Here is an 18803-nt window from a genome sequence, read left to right as displayed (position 1 = left end):
CCTCAATTCAAGGCTGGCGTCGGCCTCAGCGCCCCGACCTTGGCGCCAATGCGGCTTTCGATCGGCGCGTTCGCCAGTTCGAGCAGCTTCGCCGACAAGGCTTCGTCCGCCCGCAGCAGCCTGGCGAGGACGGCAGCGGCGATTGCGTCGCCAGCGCGCCCGGCACCGTCATCGCATTTGACGGCGATACCGAGACCGAGTTCCGGAAGCGCGGCACAATGGACGCCCTCGGCCCCGCCTTTGGCAAAAATCCGCCCGGGAGCGGCTTCCATCAGCAACAGGTCCGCACGGCCGGTGCCCGCGACGAAGAACGGCTCCGCCATGCAGGCCGAAAGCAGTCGCTTCGCAGCTTTCGCCCGCTCGGGGCCAAAGCCCTGTCCCGTCACCATGCGGGCAAAGCCGAGCGCGAAACTCCTCAGCGGCACCGCATAGGTCGGGATCGAGCAGCCATCGGTCGCGCGTTCGTCGGCGCCGTGGACAGCGCCGGTGACCGACTGCATGGCGTCGCGCACCATTTCCTGCAAAGCGTGCCCCGGCTTGACGTAGCCGCGATGCTCCATGCCGGAATGCACGCAGGTGCAAAGGAAGCCGGAATGCTTGCCGGAACAGTTGTTGTGAAGCGCATTTGGTGAACCGCCGGCACGTGCGAGCGCAATCTCGGCGTCATGATCCGAGGGCCAGTGGGTGCCGCATTCGAGCGCCGACCTATCCAGCCCGGCCCCGGCCAGCATGGACCGCGCCAGGTCGACATGTGCCGGCTCGCCGGAATGGGAGGCACACGCTAGCGCCAGTTCGCGGTTGCCGAAGCCGTAGGCATCGGCGGCACCCGTTTCGACAAGCGGCAGGGCCTGGATCGCCTTGACGGCGGAGCGGGGAAAGACCGGCTTCGATGTGTCGCCGATCTCCAGGACCGGCTTGCCGCCGGCATCGAAGACAGCGACGGCGCCGCGATGGGCGCTCTCGACAATGGCGCCGCGCAAGACTTCGATCAGAACCGGATTGGCCATGTCACCTCCCGTGAATGCCGGGGCGGTTTACCTGATCCGATCAAGAATGGAAACGTAGTTGGCGACAGCCGCGCCCCCCATGTTGAAGATGCCGCCGAGTTTTGCGCCCGGCACCTGGATGCCACCGGCTTCGCCAACAAGCTGCATGGCGGTCAAGACATGCATGGAGACGCCGGTGGCGCCGATCGGATGGCCCTTGGCCTTCAGGCCTCCTGAGGGATTGACCGGCAGGCGGCCGTCTTTTGCCGTTGTGCCATCCAGCGCCAGCTTGGCGCCCTCACCGGGCTTGGCCAGTCCCATCGCCTCATACTCGATCAATTCGGCGATGGTAAAACAGTCATGCGTCTCGACGAAGGAGAGATCGTCGAGCGTCACGCCGGCATTCTTCAAAGCGCGGGTCCAGGCCTGCTCGCAGCCTTCGAAGGCCAGGATGTCGCGCTTCGACATCGGCAGGAAATCCTGCACGTGTTCGTTGGCGCGGAAGGCTACGGCGCGGCGCATCTTCAGCGCCGTCGCCGTGTCGGCAAGGACAAGGGCGGCGGCGCCGTCGGAGACAAGCGAGCAGTCGGTGCGCTTCAAGGGTCCCGCGACGAACGGGTTTTTCTCACTCTCCTGCCGGCAGAAATCATAGCCGAAATCCTTGCGCATCTGCGCATAGGGATTGTCGACGCCGTTCTTGTGGTTCTTGGCGGCGATCATGGCGAGCGCATCCGACTGATCGCCATAGCGTTGGAAATAGGCCTGCGCGATCTTGCCGAAGACGCCGGCAAAGCCGGCCGGCGTGTCACCGTCCTCGGGCAGATAGGACGCCTTGAGCAGGTTCTTGCCGATCTCGGGCCCGGGCGTTGTCGTCATCTGCTCGGCGCCGACCACCAGAACGACCCGGGCAGCGTTTGCATCGATCGCGCGGATGCCTTGCCGGACCGCGGCCGAACCGGTTGCGCAAGCATTCTCGACGCGCGTGGCCGGCTTGAAGCGCAGCCGGTCATCGGCCTGGAGAACCAGGCTTGCGGTGAAATCCTGCGCCGAAAAGCCGGCGTTGAAATGGCCAAGCACGATCTCGTCGACCTCGTCCGGGCCGATGCCGGCATGATCGAGCGCGTCCGTCGCGACCTTGACGATCAGGTTTTCGAGCGTCTCGCCCTCGAGCTTGCCGAAGCGCGAATGTGCCCAGCCAACGATACATGCGGTCATGCCGGTCTCCATCCTTGGCGCCAGCCTAGCATGTGGGCTCATGGCGCACTTCGTCTTTATTGTTCAAATATAAACATTCCTGCTCGAACCGTGAAGAGCCGCCGCGCAACAATCGCTTGGTGCAGGTCGCGTCAGCATCGATTTTTTGTTGATTGACGCGTCAATAAAAAATAATCTCCCGAAAAGATCGGGAACAGCATGCCAAAGGTCGGAATGGAGCCATTGCGCCGCAAGGCGCTCATCGACGCGACGATCTCGGCGATCGGCGAGCGCGGCTCGCTTGACGTGACCATGTCCGAGATTGCCGGACGCGCCGGTGTGTCTTCGGCCCTTGCCCATCACTATTTCGGCGCCAAGGACGAGCTACTGTTCGCGACGATGCGGCACATCCTGGCCGAACTGACCATCGACATGCGCCGCGCGCTTCAATCCACCACCTCCCCGCGCGAGCGCGTGTCGGCCGTGGTAGCTGTCAATTTTTCCGACATCCAGTTCCAGGCGGAGACCATCGCCGCATGGCTCGCCTTCTATGTCGAGGCGCAGCAATCGTCCTCGCTGCGCCGGTTGCTCAGAATCTACGCAAGGCGGCTGCATTCGAACCTGATGAGCGGTTTGATCGGTATCCTGCCCAGGACCGAAGCCGACCGCGCCGCGGAAGCGACGGCGGCAATGATCGACGGGCTCTACATCAGGCGCGCGCTGAAGGATGGCGTGCCCGACGCCGCGACCGCGATCGCGCTGGTCGAGGACTATCTCGAAACCAAACTTGGCGGACAGCACAAACAGTGACAGCGAAGCGACCCAATTTCCTGATCGTCATGGTCGACCAGCTCAACGGGACCTTTTTCCCGGATGGGCCAGCGGAATTTCTACACACGCCGCATCTGAAAGCGCTGGCGGCGCGTTCGGCGCGCTTTGCCAACAACTACACCGCCTCGCCGCTTTGCGCACCGGGCCGCGCCTCGTTCATGAGCGGCCAGTTGCCGTCGCGCACCGGTGTCTACGACAATGCCGCTGAATTTACCTCGTCCATCCCGACCTTCGCCCATCATTTGCGTGCCGCCGGCTACTACACCTGCCTGTCGGGCAAGATGCATTTCGTCGGACCGGATCAGTTGCACGGTTTCGAGGAGCGGCTGACCACCGACATCTATCCGGCGGATTTCGGCTGGACGCCGGACTACCGCAAACCCGGCGAGCGCATCGAGTGGTGGTATCACAATCTGGGTTCGGTAACCGGCGCCGGCATCGCCGAGACCACCAACCAGATGGAGTATGACGACGAGGTCGTGTTCCTCGCGTCTCAGAAGCTCTATCAGCTTTCACGCGAACAGGACGATGCAAGCCATCGGCCATGGTGCCTCACCGTCTCGCTGTCGCACCCGCACGATCCCTATGTCGCGCGCAAGCAGTATTGGGATCTCTATGAGCATTGCCAGGCGCTGGACCCGGAAACCGGCTTCATCGCGCATGACGAGCAGGATACGCATTCCCAGCGGCTGTACCACGCCAGCGACTATCCCTCTTTCGAGATCACACCGGAGCAGGTGCGTCGTTCGCGGCGCGGCTATTTCGCCAACATCTCCTATGTCGACGACAAGCTCGGCGAGCTCCTCGACGTTCTCACCCGAACGCGCATGCTCGACGACACGATCATCCTGTTCTGCTCCGATCACGGCGACATGCTGGGCGAGCGAGGCCTGTGGTTCAAGATGAGCTTCTTCGAAGGCTCGGCGCGGGTGCCGCTGATGATCGCCGGCAAGGGCGTGCCGGCCGGGCTGATCGACGCGCCGGTCTCCAATCTCGACGTGGCGCCAACGCTTTGCGACCTCGCCGGCATCGACATCGGGTCGATCGCGCCGTGGACCGACGGCCAGTCGCTGCTGCCGCTCACCAAGGGTGGGCAGCGCACGGCACCGGTGTTGATCGAGTACGCCGCGGAAGGCTCCTATGCGCCCTTGGTGGCAATCCGCGAGGGCCGCTACAAATTCGTCCATTGCGAACTCGATCCGCCGCAATTGTTCGATCTCGAAGCCGATCCGCTGGAGCGGGACAATCTTGCCGATGATCCCGCCAATGTGGCGTTGGTGGCCGAGTTCATGGACAAGGTCAGGGCGCGTTGGGACATGGCCGGCTTCGACGCCGCCGTGCGCGAGAGCCAGGCGCGCCGCTGGGTGGTCTATCCTGCGCTGCGCAATGGCGCCTATTACCCCTGGGATTTCCAGCCACTGCAGAAGGCGTCAGAGCGGTACATGCGCAATCACATGAACCTCGACAATCTCGAAGAGAGCAAAAGGTATCCGCGAGGCGAATGATGACAGATCTTCTCGTTCCCACCCTCGATCATCTCATGCAGGCCTATGCCGTCACCTCCCAGGCGACACAGGTCACGCCGCTGCTGGAATCGACGGCACTCGCCAAGGAAACCGGTGCGGCCCGGGTCTTCATCAAGCCGGAATCGCTGCAATGGGCCGGATCCTTCAAGGTTCGCGGCGCCTATTGGCGGCTGAAGCGGCTTTCGCCCGACGAAGCAAGGAAGGGCGTCGTCGCCTATTCCTCCGGCAATTTCGCGCAAGGGCTGGCGGCCGCCGGACAGGCGCTCGGCATCCCGGTCACCATCGTCATGCCGATCGACGCCCCGGCCGCCAAGCGTGATGCGACATCAGGCTATGGCGCCCGCGTCGTGCTGACCGATCATGGCGATCGGGCGCGTGAAGAGGTCGCGGCCGCAAAGGCGCGCGAGATCGCGGAGACCGAAGGTCTGGCCCTGCTGCATCCCTTCGACGATCCGGAGATTGTCGCCGGCCAGGCGGGCGCCGGCCTCGAGGCACTCGACCAGTTGTCGGCCAAGGACGCCAGCGCTGATCTCTTGTTCTGCTCGGTCGGCGGCGGTGGGCTGATCGGCGGCGTTTCGCTCGCCTTCCACTATCTGTCGCCGGCGACCGAGATCATCGGCGTCGAGCCCGAAGGGTTCAACGGCATGGGCTCGTCACTGGCGCATGGCTCGATCGAGACCATGCCGATTGGCCCGAAGTCGATCTGCGACGGGCTGATGTCGCGCCGGCCCGGCGACGCCCCCTTCGCAGCAGTCAAGGCAGCGGGTGTTCGCGGCATCACCGTCGACGACCAGTCGGTGCGGCGGGCAATGAAGATCGCCTTCGAGCGGATGAAGCTGGTGCTGGAGCCTTCGGGCGCGGCGTCGGTGGCGGCACTGCTCGGTGGCAAGGTGGATGTGGCGGGAAAGACCGTCCTCGTGGTTGCAACCGGCGGCAATGTCTCGCTCGCCGATTTTATGGTGCATATGAACCATGCTTGAAGCGGATTTCGTCATCATCGGCTCCGGCTCCGCCGGCTCGGCCATGGCCTATCGCCTGTCCGAGGACGGCAAGCATTCGGTCATCGTCATCGAATTCGGCGGCACCGATCTCGGACCTCTGATCCAGATGCCGTCGGCGCTGTCGATCCCGCTCAACATGAACCTCTACGACTGGGGGTTCGCCAGTGAGCCGGAGCCGCATCTGGGCGGCCGCGTGCTGGCGACGCCGCGCGGCAAGGTGATCGGCGGCTCGTCCTCGATCAACGGCATGGTCTATGTGCGCGGCCACGCCCGTGACTTCGACCATTGGGCCGAACAGGGAGCGGCCGGCTGGGGTTTTGCTGACGTGCTCCCCTATTTCAAGCGCATGGAAGATTCCGACGGTGGCGAGGATGGCTGGCGCGGGCACGGCGGCCCGCTGCATGTGCAGCGCGGCTCGCGGCGCAATCCGCTCTATGGCGCCTTCGTCGAAGCGGGCCGCCAGGCAGGGTTCGAACTGACCGACGACTACAATGGCGCCAAGCAGGAAGGCTTCGGGCCGATGGAGCAGACCATTCTGGGCGGCCGCCGCTGGTCGGCGGCATCAGCCTATCTGAAGCCGGCGCTCAGGCGCAAAAACGTGAGTCTGGTCAAAGGCTTTGCGCGCCGGGTGATTATCGAGAATCAACGCGCCATCGGCGTCGAGATCGAAGCTCACAAACAGATTCAGGTCGTTAAGGCGCGACGCGAAGTGATCGTCGCGGCGTCGTCGATCAACTCGCCAAAAATCCTGATGCTGTCCGGTATCGGCCCGGCCGGGCATTTGCGCGAAAACGGCATTGCCGTCGTGGCCGACCGGCCCGGTGTGGGCGGCAACCTGCAGGACCATCTGGAGCTCTACATCCAGCAGGAATCGACCAAGCCGATCACCCTGAATTCGGTGCTGAACCCGTTCTCCAAGGCGATGATCGGGGCGCAGTGGCTGTTCTTCAAATCGGGCCTGGGCGCCACCAATCATTTCGAGGCCGCCGCCTTCGTTCGCTCGCAGGCAGGCGTCGACTATCCCGACATCCAGTACCACTTCATCCCGGCGGCGGTGCGTTATGACGGCAAGGCGGCGGCGAAATCGCATGGCTTCCAGGCGCATGTCGGGCCGATGCGCTCGAAGTCGCGCGGCTCGGTGACGTTGCGCTCGCCGGATCCGAAAGCGAAGCCGGTCATCCGCTTCAACTACATGTCGCATCCGGACGATTGGGCGGAGTTCCGCCATTGCATCCGCCTGACCCGCGAAATCTTCGGCCAGTCGGCCTTCGATGCCTACCGCGGACAGGAACTCTCGCCGGGCAGCCATGTGCAGTCGGATGACGATCTCGATATGTTCATTCGCGACCATGCCGAAAGCGCCTACCACCCTTGCGGCACCTGTCGAATGGGCCGGGTCGATGATCAATCGAGCGTCGTCGATCCGGAATGCCGGGTCATCGGCGTCGACGGATTACGGGTCGCCGACTCCTCGATCTTCCCGCGCGTGACCAACGGCAACCTCAACGCACCATCGATCATGACCGGCGAGAAGGCGTCCGATCACATCCTTGGCCGTACACCGCTCGCGCCGTCCAACCAGGAGCCATGGATCAATCCTCGCTGGCAGGCGTCTGACAGATAGGCCATGATCCGGGCAACCGATCGAGCCGCCTCGATAGATTGAGCCGCCCACTTGGGCGCAGACGATTTGGAGATCCCCATGCGCGCCCAGCCCACGGCTTCGCACTATGTCAACGGACGCTATATCGAGGACGAAGGCGGCGCGCCGCTGCCGGTGATCTATCCTGCCACGGGCGAGACCATCGCCATGCTGCGTTCGGCGACGCCGAACGTGCTGGAACTCGCTATCGAGGCCGCACGCGCCGCACAGCCGGCCTGGGCGCGGCTCAAGCCGGTCGAGCGCGGCCGCATTCTGCGCCGTGCCGCCGACATTTTGCGCGCCCGCAACGCCGACCTTGCCCGCATCGAGACGCTGGACACCGGCAAGGCGATCCAGGAGACGCTGGTGGCGGACGCGCCTTCAGCAGCCGATTGCCTTGAATATTTCGCCGGCGCGGTCGCCGTCTTCAATGGCGAAGCGGTCGACCTCGGCGGACCCTTCGCCTACACGCGCCGCGAGGCGCTTGGCGTCTGCGTCGGCATCGGCGCATGGAACTATCCGATCCAGATCGCCGGCTGGAAATCGGCGCCGGCGCTCGCCATGGGCAACGCCATGGTGTTCAAGCCATCGGAAAACACGCCGCTTTCGGCGCTGGCGCTGGCCGAGATCTACTCGGAAGCTGGTCTACCCGACGGGCTGTTCAACGTCGTGCAAGGCTATGGCGATGTCGGCGCCGGGCTGGTCGGCCATGATGTCGTCGCCAAGGTTTCGGTGACCGGCTCGGTGCCGACCGGGCGCAAGGTCCTGTCGCTGGCCGGCTCAGGGATGAAGCACGCGACGATGGAACTCGGCGGCAAGTCGCCGCTGATCGTCTTCGACGATGCCGATGTCGAAAACGCCATTGGCGGCGCCATGCTCGGCAATTTCTATTCGAGCGGCCAGATCTGTTCCAACGGCACGCGCGTCTTCGTGCAGAGCGGCATTCACGACCGCTTTGTCGAGCGGCTGGTCGAGCGAACCAAGAAAATCCGCATCGGCGATCCGCTCGATCCGGATACGCAGATGGGTCCGTTGGTCAACAAGGCGCAGCAAGACAAGGTCGTCGGCTATATCGCGGCTGGCAAGCAGGATGGCGCCACGCTCGCTTGCGGCGGCAACGTGCCGTCGCTGCAGGGCTTCCAGGGCGGCTTCTTCGTCGAGCCTACGGTCTTCACCGGCGTCACCGACACCATGCGCATCGCCCGCGAGGAGATTTTCGGCCCGGTCATGAGCGTGCTGAAATTCGACGGTGAGGACGAGGTTATAGACCGCGCCAACGACACCGAGTTCGGCCTTGCCGCGGGCGTGTTCACACGCGACCTGCCGCGTGCCCACCGCGTCATTGCCGAGTTGCAGGCCGGAACCTGCTGGATCAACGCCTACAATCTGACCCCTGTGGAAATCCCCTTCGGCGGGGTCAAGCAATCGGGCATCGGCCGCGAGAATTCGCTGGCGGCACTGGCGCTCTATTCGCAGCTGAAGTCGATCTATGTCGAGACCGGGGACGTGGCAAGCCCGTACTGATCCCGCCTACTTGTCCACAGTCCCATCCAGATACTGGGTCAGCGCACAGACCAGATGGTAGAAGATACTGGCCGGCACGTCTGACGCCAGCGAGCGGCCGCGTTCGTCGATGCGGTCGATCCAGAGGCCCAGCGGCGCCGGGTCGATGTGCCAGCGGAACAGCCGGCCGACGCGCGCCTCGATCTCCGGCTTGAGATCAGGGCCGCCCGAGCCATCCAGCGCGATCGCCGCCTTGAGCGCTTCGGCCTGCGGCCAACTGCGCGATATCAGGTCGAGCGGCAGGCCCTGCCGCGAGACTGCCCCATAGGCAAGGCCGGTGGCGCGGTTAAGGCCGTTGGCGATCGCCGAGGCATAGAGTTTTCGGGCATAGACGCTCAGCTCGGCCTGGCCGCTTCGATCGGCAAAATCGACCAGCAGCGATGCCCATTCGAAGTGATGGCCGGGTTCGGTCCAGGTTCCCTTCTCTCCCAAGACCGGTTTCCATTCGGCATCGAAATACTCGCCGAGCGTCCAGCTCTCGGGGTCGAAGAAATGGCTGCGGAAGAGGTCGATGATGCGGGCCGCGCGTCGCAGATGCGCGCGCTCTCCGGTCGCCTGGTGCCAGGCCAGGAAAGCTTCGAGCAGATGCATGTGCGGATTGGAGCGCCGCTCGCCGGCCCCATCCGATGTCTCGAGGAACCCCGTCATGCGGCTGTCCTCCAGATGCGCATCGAGGAAGGCGAAGGTCTCCTCGCCGAGCCGCAAGGCATCGGGATTGCCCGACATATGCGCGTGCGCCAGTGCCAGCAGAATGCAGGAATGATCGTAGGCGTCCTCGACCGGGTCGGCGACGGAGCCATCGACATTCAGCGTGCGCACCCAACCGCCCCGTTCGGTGCGGCCCTGCCCTGCCATGAAATCGATGCCATGCGCGATCAGCCGGTCGGCCGGGCCGGTCCAGCCACGTTCCTTGGCAACGGCGAAAGCATAGACCTGCCTGGCCTGGGTGCGCATGCGCTTGGGCTTGACGAGCGGCCTGGTGTCGAAACCCAACGCCTCGTGGAAGCCGCCATGGCGCTCGTCGACGCCTGATGTCGACCATAGCGGCAAGGTCTCCTGGAACAGCCAGTGATGCACGCGCCGCCGCCAGGCGCCGCTTTCGATGACGCGGTCGTGCGCTGGCGTGAATCTGGTTTCCAGCCGTCCCGATTTTTCGAGTTGTTCGACGATCTTCTTGACGTGCTGGCTGTGGCTCACCGGGGCAACGAAAGTGGCATCCGCCGTCGAGACGATGGCAACGTCCTTCATGCCGATCGCCGACAGCAGGCGGCCGTCGCTACGGATATAGGAATTCTCACAATCGATGGCGACGACATCACCGACGACGACGTTGCCTCGCTCGTCAGCGGGACCGACGTCGAGGAGCGATTGCCAGGAGCCGAGATCGTTCCAGCGGAAACCGGCCGGCACCATGGCGATGTCTTTTGCCCGCTCCATGATGGCATAGTCGATCGAGTTCGACGGGATGGCCGCGTAGAGCTCCAGCGGCATATAGAGGCCGGACAGGTCCGATGTCGCCGCCTTGTAGGCCGCTTCGGTAGTGCGCCAGATATCGGGCTGGAATGCCTCGAAGGCGTCGCGCATGGCACCCGCCCGAAACAGGAAGATGCCGGTGTTCCAGTAGAAATTTCCCGCCTTGAGATAATCATTGGCCGTCGCGAGGTCGGGCTTCTCGACGAAGCGCGAAACGTCGAACACCCCGCCCTTCTCGGCCGATACCTCGATATAGCCGTAACCGGTTTCCGGCTGGGTCGGCTTGATGCCGAACACCACCAGGCGGCCGGCGCGCGCCGCCTGCGATCCCGCTTCGATACTTTGCCAGAATTGCCCCGCCGTCGCTATTTCATGGTCGGAAGGCACCACCAGCACCAGGCTGTCGCCGAATTCCGACAGAGTGCGCAGCGTCGCCAGTGCGACGGCGGCGGCGGTGTTGCGTCCCGCGGGCTCGAACAGCGGGCCGCCGCCGGCAAGATCGAGACCGGCCAAGTCGGCATGGACACGATCGGCGTGACGTTCCGAGGCGATCAGGAAGATCGGCGTCTCGCCAGCCGGTCTCGCCGTCAGGCGGCGCAAGGTCTTGGCCAGCATGGAGCCATCGCCCGACAGATCGTGGAACTGCTTGGGATTGTCCTCGCGTGACAGCGGCCATAGCCGAGAGCCAACGCCGCCGCTCATGACAAAACTGACGATCCGCTCGGTCATTCAGGTCTCGCGCTCGGGAATTGGAGGTCGATTGGGTAGCACAGACGCCCTTTAAGCGGTATTTGCCCGATTGGAAATCCGCTCGGCCGCCAGTTCGATAAAGGCCTTCACCAGGGGCGAAAGGTGGCGGCTGCTCGGATAGAGCACATGCAGTCCGCCGGCCGGTGTCGTGTAATCCTCGAGGACGCGCTGCAGGCGCCCCTGATCGATCAGCCCTTCGGCCATCGCCTGGGGCAATTGGGCGACACCGAAGCCGGCGAGCGCGGCAGCAAGCACCGCCTGCATTTCATTGGCGGCGAAGCGCCCGGTGACCACGACCGTCTCCTGGCCTTGTGGTCCATCCAGCACCCAATGGGCGCCCGAGGCCGATGGGCCCGCGATGACGCATCGATGGCGCGCGAGATCCGCCGGGCCTTCCGGCATTCCATATCGTGCGAGATAGTCGGGGCTGGCGCAGAGCAACCTGCGCGCGGCACCGAGCTTGCGGGCGATCAGCGTCGAATCCTGGAGGGTGCCGGTGCGGAAGGCGAGGTCGATACCGTCCTCGACCAGGTTGAGCTTGTCGTCGGTGAGCCGAAGCTCGACATTGGTCTTCGGATACAGCGCCAGAAAGTCGACCACGGCGCGGATGAGGAAATAGCCGCCAAAACCTACCGGGGCCGAAATGCGGATGGTGCCCGACGGTTCCGCCCTCGCCTCCGCCAGACGCAGATTCGCCTCCTCGATCGTGCGCAGCCCCTGGCTGCTTTGCTCATAATACAGACGCCCGGCATCCGTCAGGTTGAGGCTGCGTGTCGTGCGCTGCAACAGGCGCACGCCGACCTCGCGTTCGAGCGCGGCGACACGGCGGCTGACCGACGTCTTGGGCATGGCAAGCAGACGCGCGGCGGCGGTGAAGCTGCCGGCCTCGACGACGCGAGCAAACACGATGACATCGTTGAGATCGATCATTGTACTCACCAGTGAGACAAAGTTTTCCAACTATAGGCAGTTATGCATCAATCCGACAGAGCCTAATTTTGCTCCAGGCAAACAAGCCGGACAGAGAAAAAGGAGCAGACGAAATGACCAGCAAACGAAACATTCTTGTGACCGGCGCCACGGGCCAGCAAGGCGGCGCGGTAGCGCGTGCGCTGTTGTCCAGGGGCCATCACGTCAAGGGACTGACGCGCAAGCCGGGCAGCGAGGGCGCGCGGCAACTGGCGTCGGCGGGCGCCGAGGTGGTGGCCGGCGATCTCGCCGAAGCGGGCTCGGTCGTGAGCGCCGCAAAAGGCGTCGACACCATGTTCCTGATGGGCAACAGCTATGAGGCCGGTCTCGAGGAAGAGACCCGTCTGGGCATCCTAGCCGCCGATGCGGCGAAGACCGCCGGCGTCGGACACTTGATCTATTCCTCCGTTGCCGACGCCGACAAGAAGACCGGCATCCCGCATTTCGAAAGCAAATATCTGGTCGAGAGGCATATCGAGCAGCTCGGCATTCCCTATTCGATCAGCGCGCCGGTGGCCTTCATGGAGAATGCCGTTGCGCCGTGGTCGATCGGTGCGCTCAACCAAGGCATCCATGCCTTCGCCATGCCACCCAAGCGCGTCCTCCAGCTCGTCTCGCTGGTAGATATCGGCGCCTTCGTGGCCGCTCTGGTCGAGCGGCGGGAAGAAGTGTTCGGCAAGCGCTTCGATTTCGCCGGCGACGAATTGTCAGGCGAAGAGCAGGCTAAAATCCTGTCCGGCGCCATCGGCCACCCGATCCGCTACCAGGAAATCCCGATCGCAGTTGCCCGCCAGCAGAGCGAGGACGCGGCGCTGATGTTCGAATGGTTCGACCGCGTCGGCTACGACGTCGATATCGCCGCCTTGCACAGGGAATTTGCGGAGGTGCGCTGGCACGGCTTTGCCGACTGGGCGCGCGATTTTGACTGGGGCGTGCTGACGGCCGCAGCGCCTGCAGCAGGGCGCTGACCTAGAAAGTCTGGTTATAAGCGCCGACTTCCGGACTGCGGCGCAGCACGGCGTCGACGGCATCGAACATCTGCCGGCGACGCTCGGACGAGACCGGGCTTTCGACGACCACGACCAGTTCCGGCTTGTTCGACGAGGCGCGCACCAGACCCCAGGTGCCGTCCTCGGCGACGACGCGGACGCCATTGACGGTGACGAGGTCCATGATCTTCTGGCCCGCGAAACTGGTACCGTCCCGCTGCATCGCCTGAAAATCGGAGACCACCCGTTCGACGACGCCGTATTTCACATCGTCCGCGCAGTGCGGCGACATGGTCGGGGTTCCGAAGGTCAGCGGCAGCGCACGGTAGAGATCGGCCATCGAGCTGGCCGGGTTGCGGTCCAGCATCTGACAGATGGCGATTGCCGTCACCAACCCGTCGTCATAGCCGCGCCCGATCGGCGGGTTGAAGAAGAAATGGCCCGACTTTTCGAAGCCGGCGACAGCGCCGAGTTCGGCAACGCGGCGTTTAATGTAGGAATGGCCGGTCTTCCAGTAGTCGGTAACGGCGCCATTGGCGCGCAGCACCGCGTCGGTGTTGAACAGTCCGGTCGACTTGACGTCGACGACGAAGGTCGAACCCGGATGGAGCCGCGAAATATCCCGCGCGAGCATGACGCCGACCTTGTCGGCGAAGATTTCGTTGCCTTCATTGTCGACGACACCGCAGCGGTCGCCGTCGCCATCGAAGCCCAGACCGACATCGGCCCCTGTCTCCAGCACCTTGTCCCTGATGGCATGCAGCATCCGCATGTCCTCCGGGTTGGGATTGTAGCGCGGGAAGGTATGGTCGAGTTCGGCATCGAGCGGAATCACCTCGCAACCGATGCGCCGCAAGGCTTCCGGGGCAAAGGCGCCGGCAGTGCCATTGCCGCAAGCAGCGACCACTTTGAGCTTGCGTGTGATGCGCTTGTCCCCGACCAGGTCGTCGAGATAGGTGGCGCGAAAATCGCGGACGAAATCATAGGAGCCGCCGCCTGTAAGGTCGAAATCGCCGGCGAGCACCATCGCCTTCAGCGCGGTCATCTCCTCAGGCCCGAAGGTCAGCGGCCGCGCGGCTCCCATCTTGACGCCGGTCCAGCCGTTCTCGTTGTGCGAGGCGGTGACCATGGCGACGGACTGCGTCTCCAGTGCGAACTGCGCGAAATAGGCCATAGGCGACAGCGCCAGGCCGATGTCCTTCACCCTTGCGCCGGCCGCCATCAGCCCGGAAACCAGCGCTAGCTTGATGCCAAGCGAATAGGACCGGAAATCATGCCCGGTGACGATGTCGGGTCCGGCGCCGAGACGGCGAATCAGCGTGCCGAGCCCCATGCCAAGCGCCTGGACGCCGATCAGATTGAGTTCCGGCGGCACCGTCGAACCGGGATGACCGAACCACCAGCGCGCATCATATTCACGAAACCCGGATGCCTTGATCAGCGCCGCGGTTTCGAATTTGAAGCTGTTGGGCCAGGCTTCGCCAACGATTTTTGGGGGCAAGACAGCAGGGCTCCAGGAGACAGAAACACGATCTATCGAGGCAGCGGCGTAGCACACAAGGCTTTAAGCCGCGTTTATCCCGGATGGAAATCCGAGCTTTCCGGCAAGCCCCGACGAAAGCGCACGAAATGCGACAGAAGTGCTGCCATTGCCGCTTGCAGGAACGAAGTGTGGCGGCTATAAGCCCGCGGTCTGGTCACGGAGTGTAGCGCAGCCTGGTAGCGCACCTCGTTCGGGACGAGGGGGTCGCAGGTTCAAATCCTGCCACTCCGACCAGAAAAAACAACGGGTTAGGCAGTCTGTAAGATGCCTACCCCACAGATATCCCCACAGAAACAGATGAGCATTTAGGCGCCTCGGTCCATCCGGCAGACGCACAAAGGGTTTTTGAACCCCCTCGACCATGCTGCGTGACTCCAGACCGATCACTTGGACCTTCATCACGCTGAGTTCGCGAAGCATAAGTGCGAAGTGCTTCTGCTTGATCCAGTTGGCCGGGGATCAGCCATCGCGACAAACTATTGTTTTTGCAGGCCTCTTCGAGCAGCCAAGGCCGCAGCCCATCCTGAAGAAATCCGTCGGCCATGCGCTGGTCGACCAGGAACTCGCCAAAGCGACGACCGTCCTCGATCAGCAGTGTGACATCGTAGGCGCGCCAGCTCTTCTAGTCCTGTCCGAGATATTTTTCGAAGGCTGGCCGCGACCAGCTCGACGGCTGCACGATCGGCGCTAAGGCCGAACAGCTTCGGTAGCACTCAGGATACTTCAGCGCGATCGTCAGCGCGCCGTGCCCGCCCATCGAATGGCCGAAGATCGATTGGCGTGACATGTCGACCGGGAAATTCGCGGCGACCAGCGCCGGCAATTCCTCGGTGATCTAGGAGTATATGCGGTAGCTCTTCGCATAAGGCTGCTCTGTCGCGTCGAGATAGAAGCCGGCGCCGCAGCCGATCTGCCAATTGTCCTTTTGATCCGGAACGTCGGGACCACGCGGGCTGGTGTCGGGACACACGACGACCAGCCCGAGTTCGGATGCCAGGCGCCGGTATTCGCCCTTGTCCATGACATTGGCGTGCGTGCAGGTGAGGCCGGACAGATACCAAAGCACCGGCACCAGCCGATCCCTGGCCTGCGGCGGCACGAAGACGGCAAAGGTCATGTCGCAGGCGCAGACCTCGCAAGCATGCGAGTAGACGCCCTGGGTGCCGCTATGCGATTTCGACGTAGAAACGACCTTCATCAACTCTGCCTCTCGTCCTGATAATCTCAATCAGGCATAGCCACCGGCCGGACCGCTCCCGGCTCTGCGCCTTGAAACCGCACCGGCGACGCGATCGAGCTGCGCTGGCTCGACTGCGCCGCCGGTCTTACGCCTTGCTTGGAGGCTCGTTAGTTTGGGAACACAGAACCTTCGGCCTGGCGTATCTCTACCGCCCATGAACCGGACCGCAATTTGTCAGGCGGGCAGCGCGCCGGACTTCTTCGCCGTCCAGGTGGCGATGTAGTCCATCAGGCCCGGATTGAGGCAGTCATAAGGCTCCAGCCCGATTGTCTTCAGCCGGGCCCGGATGCCGTCCATACGCTTGGGGTCGACGCCCGATTCGATGATCGACGAGACGAAGGCGGTGAAGCCCGGCGGCGACCAGCCGTCCTCCTGGAAACGCTCGGGATGGATGAAGGACAGGCCCTTGAATGGATGGTCGCGCTCGACCGGCCCATGCATGTGGACGCCGCAGCCGGTGCAGGCATGGCGCTGGATCAGCGCAGAGGGGTCGACCACTTTGAGCTTGTCGCCGTTCTCGGTGACGGTGACGTCGCCGGTGCCGGCAACCGCCACCACCGAGAACACCGCGCCGTCAGGCTTCCAGCATTTGGTGCAGCCGCAGGCGTGGTTGTGGGCGATCTGTCCCTTGACCTTTACCTTGACCGGCTTGCTGGTGCAGGCGCAGACCAGCGTGCCGCCGGCAAAGCTCGCGCTTTCCCTTGGCAGGCCATTGTCGATTTTCGGATGCAGTTTCTCAGGCATTTCATTCCTCCCTGTTTGTCATCTCGACTATGTCTCGATGACGACCTCATTTTCCATGAAGTGCAGCTTCAGCAGGCGATGTACTTCGGTGAGACTCCTCCTTAGAAAATGTCCATGCACGAGGTAAGCGACCTGATCATGCGCCCGATCGATCTCCTCCAGATTGATCGTGACGCGCTTTTCTTCCCGAAAGCTGCGCCAAAGATCCTCACCAAAGTTCCGTATTCGATGGATCGTCGACTTCTCAGGGTCGACGAAGCGAATTCGAACCTCCTTCAATAAACCACCACGCTCCTGATCGACTTGCCCTCATGCATGAGGTCGAAACCCCTGTTGATGTCCTCGAGCTTCAGCGTGTGGGTGATCATCGGATCGATCTGGATCTTGCCGTCCATGTACCAGTCGACGATCTTCGGCACGTCGGTGCGGCCGCGCGCGCCGCCGAAGGCGGTGCCCATCCAGGTGCGTCCGGTGACCAGCTGGAACGGCCGTGTGGAAATCTCCTGGCCGGCGCCGGCGACGCCGATGACGACCGATTTGCCCCAGCCGCGATGCGAAGCCTCCAGTGCCTGGCGCATCACCTTGGTGTTGCCGGTGCAGTCGAAGGTGTAGTCGGCGCCGCCGATCTGGTCGGCACCGCGCTTGGTCATGTTGACGAGGTGGGGGACGATGTCGCTCTCGATCTCCTTCGGATTGACGAAATGCGTCATTCCGAACCGCTCGCCCCATTCCTTCTTGTCGTTGTTCAAATCGACACCGATGATCATGTCGGCGCCGGCAAGCTTCAGGCCCTGGATGACATTCAAGCCAATACCGCCGAGGCCGAAGACGACGGCGGTGGCACCTTGCTCGACCTTGGCGGTGTTGATGACCGCGCCGATGCCGGTGGTGACGCCACAGCCTATGTAGCAGATCTTGTCGAAAGGAGCGTCGGGATTGACCTTGGCGACCGCGATCTCGGGCAAGACCGTAAAGTTGGAGAAGGTCGAGCAGCCCATATAGTGAAAGATCTTGTCCTTGCCGATCGAGAAGCGCGACGAACCGTCCGGCATCAGGCCTTGCCCCTGGGTGGCGCGGATGGCGGTGCACAAATTGGTCTTTCGCGACAAGCAGGACGGGCACTGCCGGCATTCCGGCGTGTAGAGCGGGATGACATGGTCGCCCTTCTTGACAGAGGTAACGCCCTTGCCGACATCGACCACCACGCCGGCGCCCTCATGGCCGAGAATGGCCGGGAAGATGCCTTCGGGATCGGCGCCCGAGAGCGTGAATTCGTCGGTGTGGCAGATGCCGGTCGCCTTGATCTCGACAAGCACCTCGCCATCGCGCGGTCCCTCGAGGCTGAACGCAGCAGGAAGCCAGGCACCTTTCTGCATCGGAACGAGGCTGCCTGGCCAGCGGAGCGCCCGAAGGTCTATGCAGTCGCCGAAGGCGCGTTCGTTCAGCTCACACGGCGCTGGCCTCGTAAAGTTCGATCGGGAGTCCGTCCGGATCGGCGATGAAGGTAAACAAGCGCCCAGTGTAGGGGTCTGTTCGGATTGGCTCCACGTCAACGTCTCGCGACCGAAGCAGCTCGGCAGTTGCCTCGACCGACGCGACCACGAAGGCAATATGTCTTAATCCGCAGGCCTCGGGCCTGCTGGGCCGACTCGGCGGATCCGGGAAACTGAACAATTCGATCTGGACGAGGCCATGACGCAAGTCGCACTTCCAAGACCGCCTTTCGGGGCGCCACTTTTCGGCGAGAATGACGAAACCAAGCTTGCTCGTGTAGAACTGCTTGGACGTCTCATAGTCGCTGCAGATGATTGCGACATGGTGGACAGCCAGGAGCATCACATTGGCCTCGCGTAAGCGTCGATAACGCGTCGCAGGCAGAATCGCATCGGTATGCCTTGGGCGCAACTACGAGCCGACACCGGTCTTGCCTTACGTCATTGAAGCAAAAAAGTGGGGACGTAAACCGCGGCTCGCGCTGGACTACGGGCACGGCCGGATAAGAACAGGTGTGATGGCGGCGAAGGTCACAGCGCGTTCAGAGGCCCTCGGGGCACCGAATAGCATCGTTCCCCCTTCGAAGACGTCATCCTTTCTCCCATGATGCAAATCCGCCTAAAGTAGATGCTGAACTAGTGCCTTTTAGAAGGACGTTATCATGAGACCGTATTCGACTACTCGTCGTCCGATCACTTCGGAGCGCATCGGACGGGCTCTCGACCGCGTTGCCGAAATCGTCGCCCAAGGCGACCAAGGTGAGGCATTGCGTCCGCTATACGATTACCTGGACGGCGCTATGCAGGATCTTCGGACGAAGGACAAACGCCTCGCGGCAGTGCGCGAGCGATTCACACG

The 18803-nt window shown here is 63.2% G+C and carries 15 protein-coding genes, 1 tRNA gene and 1 pseudogene; 7 read left to right on the top strand and 10 right to left on the bottom strand.

Features of this window, described 5'->3' with window-relative positions; translation table 11 throughout:
- Positions 1 to 2: 2 nt before the first annotated feature.
- Together EN861_RS11705 and EN861_RS11700 are read right to left on the bottom strand one after the other, a co-directional pair.
- Positions 3 to 1007, bottom strand: a complete 1005-nt coding sequence (locus EN861_RS11705; RefSeq protein WP_135863654.1) for an asparaginase — start codon at positions 1005 to 1007, stop codon at positions 3 to 5.
- A 27-nt stretch (positions 1008 to 1034) separates the two neighbouring features.
- Positions 1035 to 2201, bottom strand: a complete 1167-nt coding sequence (locus EN861_RS11700; protein ID WP_135863652.1) for an acetyl-CoA acetyltransferase — start codon at positions 2199 to 2201, stop codon at positions 1035 to 1037.
- 198 nt (positions 2202 to 2399) lie between these two features.
- Here EN861_RS11700 and betI point away from each other — a divergent pair, with 198 nt between their 5' ends.
- From betI to betB, 5 genes are all read left to right on the top strand, one after another.
- Positions 2400 to 2990 (top strand): transcriptional regulator BetI, encoded by a 591-nt coding sequence (gene betI / locus EN861_RS11695; protein WP_127871322.1) that lies wholly within the window; start codon positions 2400 to 2402, stop codon positions 2988 to 2990.
- Positions 2987 to 4516: a choline-sulfatase gene (betC, locus tag EN861_RS11690; protein ID WP_127277706.1), complete on the top strand. Its 1530-nt coding sequence runs from the start codon at positions 2987 to 2989 to the stop codon at positions 4514 to 4516. Before betI ends, betC begins: the two co-directional genes overlap by 4 nt.
- Positions 4513 to 5517, top strand: a complete 1005-nt coding sequence (locus EN861_RS11685) for a threonine/serine dehydratase (RefSeq protein ID WP_189343612.1) — start codon at positions 4513 to 4515, stop codon at positions 5515 to 5517. The genes betC and EN861_RS11685 overlap by 4 nt, the downstream gene beginning before the upstream one ends.
- Positions 5510 to 7162 carry a choline dehydrogenase gene (betA, locus tag EN861_RS11680; protein WP_135863648.1) on the top strand — a complete coding sequence of 551 codons (1653 nt, stop codon included), beginning with the start codon at positions 5510 to 5512 and terminating at the stop codon, positions 7160 to 7162. Before EN861_RS11685 ends, betA begins: the two co-directional genes overlap by 8 nt.
- Positions 7163 to 7240: 78 nt before the next feature.
- Entirely contained in the window at positions 7241 to 8704 is a 1464-nt protein-coding gene (gene betB, locus EN861_RS11675) for a betaine-aldehyde dehydrogenase (protein ID WP_127277705.1), read from the top strand.
- Positions 8705 to 8710: 6 nt separating this feature from the next.
- On the opposite strand, the gene EN861_RS11670 is transcribed toward betB, so the two are convergent.
- Together EN861_RS11670 and EN861_RS11665 are read right to left on the bottom strand one after the other, a co-directional pair.
- Positions 8711 to 10945, bottom strand: coding sequence for a mannose-1-phosphate guanylyltransferase/mannose-6-phosphate isomerase (locus EN861_RS11670; protein ID WP_127277704.1), 2235 nt, complete (start codon positions 10943 to 10945; stop codon positions 8711 to 8713).
- Between the two features lie 51 nt (positions 10946 to 10996).
- Complete coding sequence (locus tag EN861_RS11665) at positions 10997 to 11896, bottom strand: LysR family transcriptional regulator (RefSeq protein ID WP_127871316.1); 900 nt, start codon at positions 11894 to 11896, stop codon at positions 10997 to 10999.
- Between the two features lie 113 nt (positions 11897 to 12009).
- On the opposite strand from EN861_RS11665, the gene EN861_RS11660 reads away from it, so the two are divergent.
- Positions 12010 to 12903 carry an NmrA/HSCARG family protein gene (locus EN861_RS11660; RefSeq protein ID WP_135863645.1) on the top strand — a complete coding sequence of 298 codons (894 nt, stop codon included), beginning with the start codon at positions 12010 to 12012 and terminating at the stop codon, positions 12901 to 12903.
- A 1-nt stretch (position 12904) separates the two neighbouring features.
- On the opposite strand, the gene EN861_RS11655 is transcribed toward EN861_RS11660, so the two are convergent.
- Positions 12905 to 14425 (bottom strand): phosphomannomutase/phosphoglucomutase, encoded by a 1521-nt coding sequence (locus EN861_RS11655; RefSeq protein WP_127277703.1) that lies wholly within the window; start codon positions 14423 to 14425, stop codon positions 12905 to 12907.
- Between the two features lie 199 nt (positions 14426 to 14624).
- Here EN861_RS11655 and EN861_RS11650 point away from each other — a divergent pair.
- Positions 14625 to 14701, top strand: a tRNA-Pro gene (locus tag EN861_RS11650).
- A 250-nt stretch (positions 14702 to 14951) separates the two neighbouring features.
- Here the strand turns inward: EN861_RS11650 and fghA are convergent.
- The 5 genes and pseudogenes from fghA to EN861_RS11625 form a co-directional block, all read right to left on the bottom strand.
- Positions 14952 to 15665 (bottom strand): annotated as a pseudogene (gene fghA, locus EN861_RS11645) (S-formylglutathione hydrolase); the annotation flags it as partial.
- Between the two features lie 216 nt (positions 15666 to 15881).
- The gene (gene gfa, locus EN861_RS11640) at positions 15882 to 16451 is read right to left on the bottom strand and encodes an S-(hydroxymethyl)glutathione synthase (protein ID WP_135863642.1); all 570 of its coding nucleotides are present in this window, start codon (positions 16449 to 16451) and stop codon (positions 15882 to 15884) included.
- Between the two features lie 27 nt (positions 16452 to 16478).
- Positions 16479 to 16730: a hypothetical protein gene (locus EN861_RS11635; protein ID WP_127277647.1), complete on the bottom strand. Its 252-nt coding sequence runs from the start codon at positions 16728 to 16730 to the stop codon at positions 16479 to 16481.
- Entirely contained in the window at positions 16727 to 17827 is a 1101-nt protein-coding gene (locus tag EN861_RS11630; RefSeq protein ID WP_348630902.1) for an S-(hydroxymethyl)glutathione dehydrogenase/class III alcohol dehydrogenase, read from the bottom strand. Before EN861_RS11630 ends, EN861_RS11635 begins: the two co-directional genes overlap by 4 nt.
- 70 nt (positions 17828 to 17897) lie before the next feature.
- On the bottom strand, positions 17898 to 18287 hold the full coding sequence (locus EN861_RS11625) for a VOC family protein (protein ID WP_127277644.1): 390 nt from the start codon (positions 18285 to 18287) through the stop codon (positions 17898 to 17900).
- Positions 18288 to 18803 lie beyond the last annotated feature (516 nt).

The sequence above is a fragment of the Mesorhizobium sp. M8A.F.Ca.ET.218.01.1.1 genome (assembly GCF_004791165.1).
GTDB lineage: Bacteria > Pseudomonadota > Alphaproteobacteria > Rhizobiales > Rhizobiaceae > Mesorhizobium.
The sequence above is the reverse complement of the archived record's forward strand: the minus strand, read 5'-3'. Positions and strand labels throughout refer to the sequence as shown.

Excerpts from the sequence above, each read along its gene's own strand:
- EN861_RS11705 (WP_135863654.1), bottom strand. The coding sequence starts at position 1,007 with ATGGCCAATCCGGTTCTGATCGAAGTCTTGCGCGGCGCCATTGTCGAG.
- EN861_RS11700 (WP_135863652.1), bottom strand. The coding sequence starts at position 2,201 with ATGACCGCATGTATCGTTGGCTGGGCACATTCGCGCTTCGGCAAGCTC.
- betI (WP_127871322.1), top strand. The coding sequence starts at position 2,400 with ATGCCAAAGGTCGGAATGGAGCCATTGCGCCGCAAGGCGCTCATCGAC.
- EN861_RS11685 (WP_189343612.1), top strand. The coding sequence starts at position 4,513 with ATGATGACAGATCTTCTCGTTCCCACCCTCGATCATCTCATGCAGGCC.
- betA (WP_135863648.1), top strand. The coding sequence starts at position 5,510 with ATGCTTGAAGCGGATTTCGTCATCATCGGCTCCGGCTCCGCCGGCTCG.
- betB (WP_127277705.1), top strand. The coding sequence starts at position 7,241 with ATGCGCGCCCAGCCCACGGCTTCGCACTATGTCAACGGACGCTATATC.
- EN861_RS11670 (WP_127277704.1), bottom strand. The coding sequence starts at position 10,945 with ATGACCGAGCGGATCGTCAGTTTTGTCATGAGCGGCGGCGTTGGCTCT.
- EN861_RS11665 (WP_127871316.1), bottom strand. The coding sequence starts at position 11,896 with ATGATCGATCTCAACGATGTCATCGTGTTTGCTCGCGTCGTCGAGGCC.
- EN861_RS11660 (WP_135863645.1), top strand. The coding sequence starts at position 12,010 with ATGACCAGCAAACGAAACATTCTTGTGACCGGCGCCACGGGCCAGCAA.
- gfa (WP_135863642.1), bottom strand. The coding sequence starts at position 16,451 with ATGCCTGAGAAACTGCATCCGAAAATCGACAATGGCCTGCCAAGGGAA.
- EN861_RS11630 (WP_348630902.1), bottom strand. The coding sequence starts at position 17,827 with ATGCAGAAAGGTGCCTGGCTTCCTGCTGCGTTCAGCCTCGAGGGACCG.
- EN861_RS11625 (WP_127277644.1), bottom strand. The coding sequence starts at position 18,287 with ATGCTCCTGGCTGTCCACCATGTCGCAATCATCTGCAGCGACTATGAG.